Annotated in this window: 12 protein-coding genes; 3 read left to right on the top strand and 9 right to left on the bottom strand. The window is 74.4% G+C overall.

Annotated elements, in window-relative coordinates:
- Nucleotides 1-3: 3 nt before the first annotated feature.
- A complete protein-coding gene (locus CLV28_RS09275) occupies nucleotides 4-717 on the bottom strand; it encodes an HAD family hydrolase (RefSeq protein WP_100422976.1) in 714 nt (237 codons plus the stop codon).
- Nucleotides 718-822: 105 nt separating this feature from the next.
- Here CLV28_RS09275 and CLV28_RS09280 point away from each other — a divergent pair, with 105 nt between their 5' ends.
- The gene (locus CLV28_RS09280; RefSeq protein WP_100422977.1) at nucleotides 823-1,683 is read left to right on the top strand and encodes a PAC2 family protein; all 861 of its coding nucleotides are present in this window, start codon (nucleotides 823-825) and stop codon (nucleotides 1,681-1,683) included.
- Between the two features lie 28 nt (nucleotides 1,684-1,711).
- Here CLV28_RS09280 and mshC read toward each other — a convergent pair whose 3' ends face one another.
- Both mshC and CLV28_RS09290 read right to left on the bottom strand, forming a co-directional pair.
- The gene (gene mshC, locus CLV28_RS09285; RefSeq protein ID WP_100422978.1) at nucleotides 1,712-2,986 is read right to left on the bottom strand and encodes a cysteine--1-D-myo-inosityl 2-amino-2-deoxy-alpha-D-glucopyranoside ligase; all 1,275 of its coding nucleotides are present in this window, start codon (nucleotides 2,984-2,986) and stop codon (nucleotides 1,712-1,714) included.
- 50 nt (nucleotides 2,987-3,036) lie between these two features.
- Nucleotides 3,037-3,897: an undecaprenyl-diphosphate phosphatase gene (locus CLV28_RS09290; protein ID WP_100423134.1), complete on the bottom strand. Its 861-nt coding sequence runs from the start codon at nucleotides 3,895-3,897 to the stop codon at nucleotides 3,037-3,039.
- 128 nt (nucleotides 3,898-4,025) lie between these two features.
- Between CLV28_RS09290 and CLV28_RS09295 the strand changes: the two genes are divergently transcribed.
- Complete coding sequence (locus CLV28_RS09295) at nucleotides 4,026-4,991, top strand: aldo/keto reductase (RefSeq protein WP_100422979.1); 966 nt, start codon at nucleotides 4,026-4,028, stop codon at nucleotides 4,989-4,991.
- 37 nt (nucleotides 4,992-5,028) lie between these two features.
- Here CLV28_RS09295 and CLV28_RS09300 read toward each other — a convergent pair whose 3' ends face one another.
- On the bottom strand, nucleotides 5,029-5,418 hold the full coding sequence (locus CLV28_RS09300) for a primosomal protein (protein ID WP_100422980.1): 390 nt from the start codon (nucleotides 5,416-5,418) through the stop codon (nucleotides 5,029-5,031).
- A 67-nt stretch (nucleotides 5,419-5,485) separates the two neighbouring features.
- Here CLV28_RS09300 and CLV28_RS09305 point away from each other — a divergent pair, with 67 nt between their 5' ends.
- The gene (locus CLV28_RS09305) at nucleotides 5,486-5,707 is read left to right on the top strand and encodes a DUF5703 family protein (RefSeq protein ID WP_100422981.1); all 222 of its coding nucleotides are present in this window, start codon (nucleotides 5,486-5,488) and stop codon (nucleotides 5,705-5,707) included.
- Nucleotides 5,708-5,753: 46 nt separating this feature from the next.
- On the opposite strand, the gene CLV28_RS09310 is transcribed toward CLV28_RS09305, so the two are convergent.
- Genes CLV28_RS09310 through ald form a run of 5 tightly spaced genes read right to left on the bottom strand, consistent with a single transcriptional unit; the run spans nucleotide 5,754 to nucleotide 11,876 of the window.
- Nucleotides 5,754-6,572 carry an RNA methyltransferase gene (locus CLV28_RS09310; protein ID WP_100422982.1) on the bottom strand — a complete coding sequence of 273 codons (819 nt, stop codon included), beginning with the start codon at nucleotides 6,570-6,572 and terminating at the stop codon, nucleotides 5,754-5,756.
- A gap of 46 nt (nucleotides 6,573-6,618) precedes the next feature.
- Nucleotides 6,619-7,977 carry a M20/M25/M40 family metallo-hydrolase gene (locus tag CLV28_RS09315; protein ID WP_100422983.1) on the bottom strand — a complete coding sequence of 453 codons (1,359 nt, stop codon included), beginning with the start codon at nucleotides 7,975-7,977 and terminating at the stop codon, nucleotides 6,619-6,621.
- Between the two features lie 42 nt (nucleotides 7,978-8,019).
- Nucleotides 8,020-10,104: a M3 family metallopeptidase gene (locus CLV28_RS09320; protein ID WP_239073343.1), complete on the bottom strand. Its 2,085-nt coding sequence runs from the start codon at nucleotides 10,102-10,104 to the stop codon at nucleotides 8,020-8,022.
- 25 nt (nucleotides 10,105-10,129) lie between these two features.
- Nucleotides 10,130-10,714, bottom strand: a complete 585-nt coding sequence (locus CLV28_RS09325; RefSeq protein ID WP_100422985.1) for a GNAT family N-acetyltransferase — start codon at nucleotides 10,712-10,714, stop codon at nucleotides 10,130-10,132.
- 55 nt (nucleotides 10,715-10,769) lie between these two features.
- A complete protein-coding gene (gene ald / locus CLV28_RS09330) occupies nucleotides 10,770-11,876 on the bottom strand; it encodes an alanine dehydrogenase (protein ID WP_100422986.1) in 1,107 nt (368 codons plus the stop codon).
- Nucleotides 11,877-11,914: the final 38 nt, after the last annotated feature.

The raw sequence follows: 11,914 nt of genomic DNA on the forward strand, positions 1-11,914 counted from the left end.
GGCTCAGGCGAGCTCGTCCACGACCTCGCCCGCGTGGATGCGCGCGAGGCGCGCAAGGTCGACGCCGGTGAGGCTCGCGAGGCGGCTCAGCCCGGGGCGCGGCTCGACGGGCACGACGGCCTGCACGCCGATCGTCGTCGCGCCCGAGGCGAGCGCCGCGCTGATGCCGGGCGGGGAGTCCTCGATCGCGACGCAGTCGGTCACGTCCACGCCGAGGAGCTCGGCCGCGCGCAGGTACGCCTCGGGGTCGGGCTTGCCGTGCTCGACGTCGTCGCCGCACACGACCTGCGCGAACGCGCCCGCGGGCGCCACGTCGACGAGCCGACCGGCGATGCTGCGGTACGACATCGTCACGAGCGCGCACGGCACCCCGGCCTCGCGCAGCGCGACGAGCAGCTCGAGCGCCCCGGGACGCCAGGGGGCGTGCTCGGCGATCTGCGCGGCGACGCGCGAGCCGAGGAACTCCAGGATCTCGTCGACCGTGAGGTCGACGCCGGCCGCCTGCAGGATCGTCGCGGACGTCTCGAGCGAGTTGCCGACGAGCTGCATCGCCTGCTCGTGCGTCCAGACCCCGCCGTGGGCCTCGACGAGCTCGTGCTCGGCGGCCATCCAGTACGGCTCGGTGTCGACGAGGGTGCCGTCCATGTCCCAGAGCACGGCCGCGGGCGGGCGCAGTCCGTCGAGAAGGGCGTCGGTGGCGGGGCTGGGCACGGGCATGGCGGAGCAGGTCCTCACGGTCGGGGTCCTGACCAGCCTACGTGCCGCGACCCGCCCGCCGGTCGTGAGCCCCATGACTCCGCCGGGTAGGCCTAGGCTGGACCGATGAGCGAGACGTGGGACGAGACGGACGACGACCTGGGCACCGTGCTGGTCGCCGCGTTCGAGGGCTGGAACGACGCGGGGAACGCCGCCTCGGCGGCCGTCGCCCACCTGCACGCCACGTGGGACGCGGTCGACGTCGCGGAGATCGACCCCGAGGACTACCACGACTTCCAGGTCAACCGGCCCGTGGTGTCGACCGACGACGACGGCCGGCGGGTCATCACGTGGCCGACCACGACGATCTCGACGACGCGCACGCCCGTGGCGGGCCGTCGCGTCGTGCTGGTGCGGGGCGTCGAGCCCTCGATGCGGTGGCGCTCGTACTGCCGCGAGCTGCTCGACGTCGCGGAGCGCTACGAGGTCACGACGGTCGTGACGCTCGGCGCGCTGCTCGCGGACGTCCCGCACACGCGCCCGATCCCGCTGACGGCGACGGCGGACACCTCGGCGCTGCGCGCGTCGCTCGACGCCGAGGAGAGCACCTACGAGGGGCCGACCGGGATCGTGGGTGTGCTGCAGCACCTCGCGGGCGAGCGCGGCATGCAGTCGGTCTCGCTGTGGGCCGCGGTGCCGCACTACGTCGCGCACCCGCCGTCGCCCAAGGCGACGCTCGCGATCCTGACCCGGATCGAGGAGCTCCTGGGCGAGCCCGTGCCGCTGGGCGAGCTGCCGGACGACGCCGAGGCGTGGCAGCACGGGGTCGACGAGCTCGCGGCGGAGGACGAGGAGATCGCCGAGTACGTGCACCAGCTCGAGGAGGCGAAGGACACCGCCGAGCTGCCCGAGGCGTCGGGCGACGCGATCGCGCGCGAGTTCGAGCGCTACCTGCGTCGTCGCGACCGCGGGCCCGGCGGCTCCTGACCCTCGCCCGGAGAGTCCGGCGTCGCGCTCAGAAGCGCACGCCGAGCAGCGCGTCGACGGTGCGCGCCACGAGCCCGGGGGCACCTTCGACGTCGTCCGCGGTGTCGCGTCCCGGCGCGAGCGCGAGGTCGGCCCAGGCGTCGACCGCGGCGAGGGCGCGCGGTGCGTCGAGGTCGTCCGCGAGCGCCGCGCGCACCGCGGCGAGGGTCTCCTCGGCGGCCGGGCCGCCGTTTCCGGAGACCGCGTCGCGCCAGCGGTCGAGCCGGGCGACGCCTGCGGCGAGGATCGCGTCGGTCCACTCCCACTCGGTGCGGTAGTGCTGGGAGAGCACCGCGAGGCGGATCGCGGCGGCGTCGACGCCCTGGGCGCGCAGGCGCGAGACGAGCACGAGGTTGCCGCGCGACTTGCTCATCTTGTGGCCGTCGTACGAGATCAGCCCGGCGTGGACATGGGTGCGGGCGCCGTGCCCGGCGTCGATCACGCGGGCGTGAGACGTCGACATCTCGTGGTGCGGGAACAGCAGGTCCGCTCCCCCGCCCTGCACGTCGAACGGGAGGCCGAGCGCGTCGCGCGCGATGACGGCGCACTCGACGTGCCAGCCCGGGCGCCCGGTGCCGAGGGTGCCGCCGTCCCACGTGGGTTCGCCGTCGCGCTCGCGCCGCCACAGCAGCGGGTCGAGCGCGCCCTTCTTGCCGTCGCGGGCGGGGTCGCCGCCGCGCTCGGCGAACAGCGCGGCCATGGTCGCGTCGTCGAGGCGGGCGACGGCGCCGAAGGCCGGGTCGGCACCCAGGTCGGCGTAGACGTCGCCGAGGTCGGGACGGTCGCCGCCCGCGCCGGCCTCGAGCGGGACGCGGTACGCGGTGCCGTCGGCGAGCATGGTCTCGACCGCGGCGCGCACGCCGGGGATGGTCTCGACGACGGACTCGTAGACGTCGGGCGGGATCACGCCGAGCGCCGTCATGTCCTCGGCGAACAGCGCGATCTGGTCGGCGGCGAGGTCGCGCCAGTCGACGCCGGTCGCGGTCGCGCGCTCGAGCAGCGGGTCGTCGACGTCGGTGACGTTGGACGCCAGGACGACGTCGTGCCCGGCGTCGCGCCACGCGCGGTTGAGCAGGTCGAACGCGATGTAGGTCGCGGCGTGCCCGAGGTGCGTCGCGTCATACGGCGTGATGCCGCACACGTACATGGTCGCCCGCGGCCCGGACGCCGCGACGACCGGCGCACCGGTCGTGCTGTCGTGGACGCGGACCGGGCCGCCGTGGCCGGGCAGGGCAGGGATCTGGGGGGCGGGCCAGGTGAGCACCCCACCACTCTACGTGCCGGGGGCACCCGTGCCGGACGCCGCAGGGTGCGTCAGGCGGTCGCGTCGAGCACGTTGGTGAGCAGCAGCACGGCGACGACCGCGGCGAGGCCCAGGCGGTAGTACACGAAGCCCTTGTAGGAGTACTGCGACACGATCTTGAGGAACGCGATGATCACGAGGTAGCCGACGACGAACGCGATCACCGTCGCCAGGAGCGTCGCGCCGAACCCGGCGCTGCCGGCTACGGGCGGCTCGGTGATCGACTTCGCGAGCTGGTAGAACCCCGACCCGAGCACCGCGGGCACCGCGAGCAGGAACGAGTAGCGGGCCGCGGCCTCGCGCGTGAACCCCATGAGAAGCCCGGCGGTGATGGTTCCCCCGGACCGCGAGACGCCGGGGATCAGGGCGAGCGACTGCGCGAACCCGAACCCGATCGCGCGCCGCGGCGTGAGCTCGTGGATCGTGCGGGTCTTGCTGCCGACCGAGTCGGCCCAGCCGAGGATCAGGCCGAAGATCGCGAGCATCGCGACGGTGATCCAGAGGTTGCGCAGCTTGGTCTCGATCGCGTCCTGGAACAGGAACCCGAGCACGACGATCGGCACCGAGCCGAGCGCGATGAACCACGCCATGCGGGCGTGCTCGTTCGCCGCGCCCATGCGCGAGCGCCAGTCGGTGCCGTCGTCGCCACGCAGGGCGCGCCACCAGCCGACGCAGATGTCGCGGATGTCACGGCGGAAGTAGAGCAGCACGGCGGTCTCGGTGCCGATCTGGGTGATCGCGGTGAACGCGGCCCCGGGGTCGTCCGAGCCGATGAGCTGCCCGACGATGCTCAGGTGCGCGCTCGAGGAGATCGGGAGGAACTCGGTGAGTCCCTGCACGAGGCCGAGGAGGATTGCTTCCCATCCGTTCACGAGCGGCCACACTACACACCCGCGCGGGCGGTCCCGGACATGCCACGCGATCCGCCCGTGCGGGACGACACGCGCTCGTCCGGGACGCCTCCGGCGCGAGCGCACCGACCCCCGGTACCCTGCCCGACATGGAACTTCGCCAGCTCGGGCGCACCGGCCTGCACGTGTCGGCCCTTGGGCTCGGCACCATGACGTGGGGGCGGGACACCGACGAGATCGACGCGGCCGAGCAGCTGCGCGAGTTCGTCGCCGCAGGAGGCACGCTCGTGGACACCGCGGCGTCGTACGGCGACGGCGACTCGGAGTCGGTGCTCGGCGAGATCCTGCGGGGCGCGGTCGACCGGCGGGACGTGCAGATCTGCACCAAGGCGGGCGTGCGACGCTCGAGCTCGGGCACCGTCGTGGACGCCTCGCGCGCGGGCCTGCTCGACTCGCTCGACGCCTCGCTCACGCGGCTCGGCACCGACCACGTCGACCTCTTCCTGGTGCAGTGCCCCGACCCGAGCACCCCGCTCGTCGAGACCGTCTCCGCGCTGCGGCACGCGGTCACGAGCGGCCGGGCCCGTTACGTCGGCCTGTCGAACCACACGGCCTGGCAGACGGCGCGCGCCGCGACCCTGCTCGAGGCGTCCGGAGACGCCGAGCTCGCGGCGGTCGAGGTCGAGTACTCGCTCCTCGAGCGCGGCATCGAGCGGGAGGTCGTGCCTGCCGCCGACGAGCTCGGCACGGGCGTGCTCGCGTGGTCGCCGCTCGGGCGGGGCGTGCTCACCGGCAAGTACCGGCACGCGCTGCCCGCGGACTCGCGCGGCGCCAGCCCGCACCTGTCCGGCTTCGTCGAGACGTATCTCGACCGGGCGTCGTCGGGCGTCGTCGAGGCGGTCGCGACCGCCGCGGACGGGCTCGGCCGGGCGCCGCTCGAGGTCGCGCTCGCCTGGCTCCTGGCGCGGGACGTCGCCTCGGCGATCGTGGGGGCCCGCACGCCAGCCCAGCTGCGGGCGTCGATCGCGGCGCTCGACCTCGAGCTGCCCGCAGCCGTGCTGCACGCGCTCGACGACGTGAGCGCACCGACGCTCGGCTACCCCGAGGCCCGCTGAGTCGACTACCCGCGACGGCGACGGTCAGCCGTCGCGGTCAGCGCCCGCCGCGGGTGTCGAAGATCTCGAGGTCGTCGCTCTCCAGGTCGTCGCCGTCCACGTCGGCCACGTCGAGGTCGACGCTGCTCAGGCCGGTGCGGTCGTCGTCGTCATGATCGTCGTGCTCGTCATCGTCGTGCTCGTCATCGTCCTGATCGTGCTCGTCGTCTTCATCATCGTCATCGTCATCGTCGTCGAGCACGAACGGCGTCGCCTCGCCGTGCGCCTCGCCCAGCGCGTCGTCGTAGACCTCGAACGCGTCGCCGAGCACGTAGTAGGTGTCGTCGACCCGGGGGTCGTCGTCGCCGCGACGGGACACGACGGCGTCGTAGTGGGCTTCGAGCGCGGCGACGAAGCGGTCGAGCGCGGCACGCGGGTCAACGGTCATACCCTGACGGTAGCCCGCTGCGGTGCACAATGACATCCAGAGACGACGGGCCGCTGAGAGGAGTCGCATGACGCAGACGACGTACCGGTCGGCCTGGTCGACGCACGGGCACTACGAGTACCGGGTGCTCACGTTCGACCGGAGCACGACGCCGGGTGACGCGCGCAAGGTCTTGACCGAGGAGGCCGAGTACGGCCGCTGGGAGCTCGCCCGCACGCGGTTGTACGTGGGCGGCGAGCGGCGCGTCTGGCTGCGCCGCAAGATCATCCGGGCGCGCAGCACGCTCTGACGGCGTCGGCGTGAGTCCCTGCCGACGGGCCCGCCCGGGCAGGGGCTCAGCGCGCGCGGCGCTGCCGGTGCGCCTCGTAGAGCACGACCGCGGCCGCGTTCGAGGCGTTGAGCGAGCTCGCGGCACCCGTCATGGGGATGCTGACGGTGAGGTCGGCGGCCTCGCGCCACCCGTGCGAGAGCCCCGCGGTCTCGTTGCCGACGAGCAGCAGCACGGGCTGGGTCAGGTCGGCGTCGGCGAGCTCGACGTCGCCGTGCTCGTCGGTCGCGACGACCACGACGGGCACGCCGGCGTCGCGCTGCCCGTCGACCCAGGCGAGGACCTCACGGTGTGAGGGCGAGCGCACGACGGGCACGGAGAACAGCGACCCGGTCGAGGCGCGCACGGCCTTGGGGTCGTAGGGGTCGGCGGCGTGCCCGGTGACGATCACGCCGTGCGCCCCGAACGCGTCGGCCGAGCGCACGACGGCCCCGACGTTGCCGGGCTGCGTGGGGCGGTCGAACGCGACCGCCAGCAGGTCGGCGGGCGCGGGGACGCGGTCGAGGTCGTCGGGCGCCATGGCGACGACCGCGAGGAGCTCGACCGACCCGTCCTGCTTCTCGGAGAGCTCCGCGAGCAGGTCGTGCGACATCGCGACGCGGTCGGCGCGCGTGCTGCGCAGGAGGTCCTCCGCCCAGGTCGACAGGCGCCGGTCGGCGTCGTGCAGCAGCGCGCGCACGGTCCAGCCGTGCTCGACGGCGAGGGTGATCGGGCGCACGCCCTGCACGAGGAACTCCCCCGCGCGGCCGCGCTTGGTGCGGTTGCCGACGAGGGTCTGCAGCTGCTGGAACCGCGCGTTGCGCGTGGTGATCCGCAGGTCGGTCACGGGTGCCTCCGGTGTGGTGCGGGACGGGTCTCGTGGGCGGGCGCCGTCAGCAGGTGCGCAGCAGGCGGTCGAGCACGCGCACGCCGAACCGCAGCGCGTCGGTCGGCACACGCTCGTCGACGCCGTGGAACATCCCGGAGAAGTCGAGCTCGGGGGGCAGGCGCAGCGGCGCGAACCCGTACCCGGTGATGCCGAGCCGCGCGAGGGACTTGTTGTCGGTGCCGCCCGAGAGCGTGTAGGGCAGGACGGTCGCGCCCGGGTCCTCGACGTGCAGGGCGTCGACCATGGCGTCGACGAGGTCGCCCGCGAACGGGACCTCGAGCGCGATGTCCTGGTGGATCGGCTCGATGCGCACGTGCTCGCCCGCGAGCTCGCGCAGCGTCGCCATCCCGGCCTCCTCGAAGCCGGGCAGCAGGCGCACGTCGACGGTCGCCTCGGCGCGCCCGGGGATCACGTTGGCCTTGTACCCGGCGGCGAGCTGCGTCGGGTTGGACGTGTGCCGCACGGTCGCGCCGACGAACTTCTTCGCGGGCCCGAGCGCGTCGACGAGCGCGTCGACCGCGGTCGGGTCCTGCGCGTCGAAGGGCAGCCCGGTCAGGTCGGCGACGCCGCGCAGGAGCGCGTCGACGGTCGGCGTGAGCTGGTAGGGCCAGCGGTGCGCGCCGATGCGCGCGACGGCCGCGGCGAGGTGCGTGACGGCGTTCGCGTCGTTGGTCTGCGACCCGTGCCCCGCGGTGCCGTCGGCCACGAGCCGCAGCCAGGCGAGCCCCTTCTCGGCGGTCTGCAGCAGGTAGGCGCGGCGCCCGTCGACCTCGACCGAGAACCCGCCGACCTCGCTGATCGCCTCGCTCGCGCCCTCGAACAGCTCGGGGCGCTCGCGCACCGCCCAGCCCGCGCCGTACACGCCGCCGGCCTCCTCGTCGGCGAAGAACGCCACGACGACGTCGCGCGCGGGCTTGCGCCCCTCGCGGGCCATCTGGCGCACGACCGCGAGGATCATCGCGTCCATGTCCTTCATGTCGACCGCGCCGCGGCCCCAGAGCAGGCCCTCGGTCTCCTCGCCCGCGAACGGGTCGTAGGTCCAGTCCGACGCCTGCGCAGGCACGACGTCGAGGTGGCCGTGCAGCACCAGCGCGGGACGCGTGCGGTCCTCGCCCTCGAGTCGCACCACGACGTTGGCGCGGCCCGGTGCGGACTCGAACAGCTCGGGCTCGAGACCGACCTCGTGCAGGAGCTCCATGACGTGCTCGGCCGCGGCCCGCTCGCCCGGCCCGGACCCGTCGCCGTAGTTGGACGAGTCGATGCGCAGCAGGTCGCGGCAGATGCGCACGACCTCGTCCTCGGCGCGCGGGACGGCGCCGGCGGGCGCGGTCGGGTCGGGCACGGCAGGCGTCGAGGAGGTCATGGCCTCACGCTACCCGTCGCACCGACCCGACCGGCCCGGCCGTCAGGCGTCGAGACCGCGGCGTGCGAGCAGCGGCGCGATCTCGGGCTCGCGCCCGCGCAGGTCGCGGAACGCCTCCATCGGGTCGACCGAGCCGCCGCGCGCGAGCAGGCGCGCCCGGAACAGGTCGCCGTTCTCGCGGCGCAGGCCGCCGTTCTCGGTGAACCACTGCACCGAGTCCGCGTCGAGCACCTCGGACCAGATGTACGAGTAGTACGCCGCGGCGTACCCGCCGCCGAACACGTGGTTGAAGTACGTCGTGCGGTAGCGCGGCGGCACCGGGGCGAACGCGACGCCCGCGTCCTCGAGCGCGGCGACCTCGAAGGGCACGACGTCCTCGACGCCCGCGGGGACGTCCTCCGCGGCCAGGAGGTGCCAGGCCTGGTCGAGGATCGCGGCGGCGAGGTACTCGGTCGTCGCGAAGCCCTCGTTGAACTGGCGCGAGGCGAGCATCGCCTCGACCCACGCGGCGGGCATGGGCTCGCCCGTCTCGTGGTGCACGGCGTAGGACGCGAGGATCTGCGGGTCCCAGGCCCACATCTCGTTGACCTGGGACGGGAACTCGACGAAGTCCCGGGGCACGTTCGTGCCCGACTGCGACGGGTAGCGCACGTGCGAGAACAGCCCGTGCAGCGCGTGGCCGAACTCGTGGAACAGGGTGATGACCTCGTCCCAGCGCAGCAGGGTCGGCTCGCCCGCGGGCGGCGCGACGATGTTGAGGTTGTTGACCACGACGGGCTGCTCGCCCAGCAGGGTGTTCTGGTCGACGAGGTTGTTCATCCACGCGCCGCCGCGCTTGGCCTCGCGCGTGTACCAGTCGGCGACGAACAGCCCGAGGCCCGAGCCGTCGGCGTCGAAGACCTCGAACACGCGGTTGCCCGGGTGATAGCCCACGAGGTCGTCGCGCTCGGCGAACGTCACGCCGTACAGCCGGGTCGCGGCCTCGAACACGCCCTGGTGCACGACGCGCTCGAGCTCGAGGTACGGGCGCAGGGTCGCGTCGTCGAGCGCGAAGCGCTCGTTGCGGACCTGCTCGGCCAGGAACGCCCAGTCCGAGGCGCGGACGGCGCTCGCGTCGTCCGCCCCCGCGTGCCGCGCGAGGTCGGCGGCCTCGGCGCGCGCGTTGCGCACCGCCGCCGGGGCGAGCCGGCCCAGCATGGCCGAGACCGCGGACGTCGTCCCCGCGGTCGCGCCCTCCGCGACGTACGCGGCGTGGTGGGGGTAGCCCAGGAGCGCGGCGCGCTCGGCCCGCAGCCGGGCGGTCTCGAGCACGATCTCGCGCGTGTCGTGCTCGTCGCCCGTCGCACCACGACGCTCCGAGGCCTGCTGCACCTGCTCGCGCAGGTCGCGGTCGGTCAGGGAGGCGAGGAGCCCCTGCTGCGTCGGGAGCTGCATCTCGACGAGGTACTCCCCCGCCCGGCCCCGGCTCTCGGCCGCGGCGGCCATGCCCGCGATCGTGTCGGCCGCCAGCCCGTCGAGCCGCGCGACGTCGTCCACGAACACGCTCGCGGCGTTCGCGCCCGCGAGCAGGCGACGCCCGAACGCCGCCTCGAGCGACGTCAGCCGCGCGTTGATCGCGCGCAGCCGCGCCTGCTCGTCGTCGCCCAGGCTCACGCCCGCGCGCCGGAAGTCCTTGAGCACCGTGGTCAGGAGCCACTGCTGGTCCTCGTCGAGCGCGACGTCGCCCGCGTCGGCCGCCTCGGCGAGCGCGACGAACCGACCGTGCAGCGCCGCGTCGAGGTAGATCGCGTCGCGGTGCGCGGCGAGCTCGGGCGCGACCTCCTCCTCGATCGCCTCGAGCGCGGGCGACGCGTCGGCCGCGAGCACCGTGAAGAACGGGGTCGCGGCGCGGCGCAGCAGCACGCCCGTGCGCTCGAACGCGTCGAGGACGTTCTCGACGCCCGCCGGGGAGTCGTCGGCCGCGATCGCGGCGACCTCGGCGCGCTGCTCGGCCATGCCGGCACGGATCGCGGGCAGGTAGTGCTCGACGCGGATCGCGGTGAAGTCGGGCAGCTCGTAGGGCAGCGTGGACGCGACGGCCAGGGGGTTGGAGGCGTCGAGCGTCCCGGGGGTGGGATCGGTAGTCATGCCTCCCATCATCGCCCACACGTGCTCACGGCCCGACCCAGGGCTCGACCGGCTCGCGCGGGTCGCCCGCCAGGAGGGTGCCGACCCAGGCGTCGCGGCGCTCGCCGCGCTGGACGAGGTGCGCGCGCACGGTGCCCTCGACCCGGAACCCGACCCGCCACGCGACCCGGCGCGACGCCCAGTTGCCGACGTACGCGTGCCAGAGCGCACGGTGCAGGCCGAGCCCCTCGGGGTCGAAGCCCCAGTCGAGGACGAGCGCGACCGACGCGCTCATCAGCCCTCGCCCCCGCGCCTCGGGCGCGAGCCAGTACCCGATCTCGGCGGACGGCGCGGCCGGCGTCGCCGGGTCGACGTGCAGCCCGACCATGCCGAGCACGGACGCCTCGTCCCCCGGGTCGCGCACGGCCCACGTGTACGCGGTGTCCTGCGCCCACGCCTGCGTGCACAGCTCGTCGACGAACCGCACGGCATCGGCCCGCTCGTACGGGCTCGGCACGACGGTCCAGCGCTGGATCTCGGGCGTGCGGCAGGCCCGCGTGATCTCGTCGACGTCGGCGGGCGTCGGCACGCTCAGGCGCACGCGGTCGCCGGTCAGCACGAAAGGTTCCATGCGCAGGCAGCCTGGCACGGGACCTCGCTCCGCGCGAGGGGATTCCCCGGGCGGCTCAGCGCTCGAGCGCGTCCGCGACCGACGTCGCGAGCAGCCCGTGCGCGTCGGCGACCGCGGTGCTCGTCAGCGCGCCCCGGTGCGTCGTCAGGCCCGCGCGCAGGCCCGCGTCCGCGAGCGCGTCGAGGCCGTGGTCGGCCAGGCGCGCCAGGTAGGGCAGGGTCGCGCTCGTGAGCGCCTGCGTGCTGCTCACGGGCACGACGCCGGGCATGTTCGCGACGCAGTAGAAGATCGACCCCGCGACCTCGAAGACCGGGTCGTCGTGCGTCGTCGGCCGGGTCGACTCGAAGCAGCCGCCCTGGTCGACCGCGACGTCGACGAGCACCGATCCGGGACGCATCGCCGCCACGAGCTCGTCGCTCACGAGCCGGGGTGCGCGGGCGCCCGCGACGAGCACCGCGCCCACGACGAGGTCGGCGCCCAGCACGGCGTCCTCGATCGCGTGCGCCGTCGACGCGACCGTGCGCACGCGCCCCCCGAAGGTGTCGTCGAGGCCGCGCAGCACGGGCAGCGACAGGTCGAGCACCGTGACCTCGGCGCGCAGGCCGAGGGCGATGGCGGCGGCGTGCCGACCCGCGGTCCCGCCGCCGAGCACCACGACGCGTCCGGGCGGGGTGCCCGGGACACCGCCGAGCAGCACGCCGCGCCCGCCCGCGCTGCGCAGCAGGTGGTACGCGCCCACCTGCGGCGCGAGACGACCGGCGATCTCGCTCATGGGCGCGAGCAGCGGCAGCGACCCGCCGACACCGCGCACCGTCTCGTACGCGACCGCCGTCGTGCCGGCCTCGAGCAGCGCCTCGGTGCACGCCTTGTCGGCCGCGAGGTGGAGGTAGGTGAACAGGATCTGGCCGTCGCGCAGCCGGTCCAACTCGTCCGGCACGGGCTCCTTGACCTTGCAGACCAGGTCGGCCGACCAGGCCGCGTCGACGTCGGCCACGTCCGCGCCCGCGGCCCGGTAGTCGTCGTCCGCGATGCCCGAGCCCGACCCCGCGCCCCGCTCGACCACCACCTCGTGGCCGGAGCGCACCAGGTGGTGCGCTCCCGCGGGCGTCAGCGCGACGCGGTACTCACGGTTCTTGACCTCTGCCGGGACCCCGATCCTCATGCCGCCAGTGTCACCCGCGCCCGCGGGTCGCACACGTC

The organism is Sediminihabitans luteus, assembly GCF_002797595.1.
GTDB lineage: Bacteria > Actinomycetota > Actinomycetes > Actinomycetales > Cellulomonadaceae > Paraoerskovia > Paraoerskovia lutea.

Bases quoted from the DNA above. Each gene is read 5' to 3' on its own strand.
- CLV28_RS09295 (WP_100422979.1), top strand. From the start codon at position 4,026: ATGGAACTTCGCCAGCTCGGGCGCACCGGCCTGCACGTGTCGGCCCTT.
- CLV28_RS09275 (WP_100422976.1), bottom strand. From the start codon at position 717: ATGCCCGTGCCCAGCCCCGCCACCGACGCCCTTCTCGACGGACTGCGC.
- CLV28_RS09325 (WP_100422985.1), bottom strand. From the start codon at position 10,714: ATGGAACCTTTCGTGCTGACCGGCGACCGCGTGCGCCTGAGCGTGCCG.
- CLV28_RS09320 (WP_239073343.1), bottom strand. From the start codon at position 10,104: ATGACTACCGATCCCACCCCCGGGACGCTCGACGCCTCCAACCCCCTG.
- CLV28_RS09280 (WP_100422977.1), top strand. From the start codon at position 823: ATGAGCGAGACGTGGGACGAGACGGACGACGACCTGGGCACCGTGCTG.
- CLV28_RS09315 (WP_100422983.1), bottom strand. From the start codon at position 7,977: ATGACCTCCTCGACGCCTGCCGTGCCCGACCCGACCGCGCCCGCCGGC.
- CLV28_RS09300 (WP_100422980.1), bottom strand. From the start codon at position 5,418: ATGACCGTTGACCCGCGTGCCGCGCTCGACCGCTTCGTCGCCGCGCTC.
- CLV28_RS09305 (WP_100422981.1), top strand. From the start codon at position 5,486: ATGACGCAGACGACGTACCGGTCGGCCTGGTCGACGCACGGGCACTAC.
- ald (WP_100422986.1), bottom strand. From the start codon at position 11,876: ATGAGGATCGGGGTCCCGGCAGAGGTCAAGAACCGTGAGTACCGCGTC.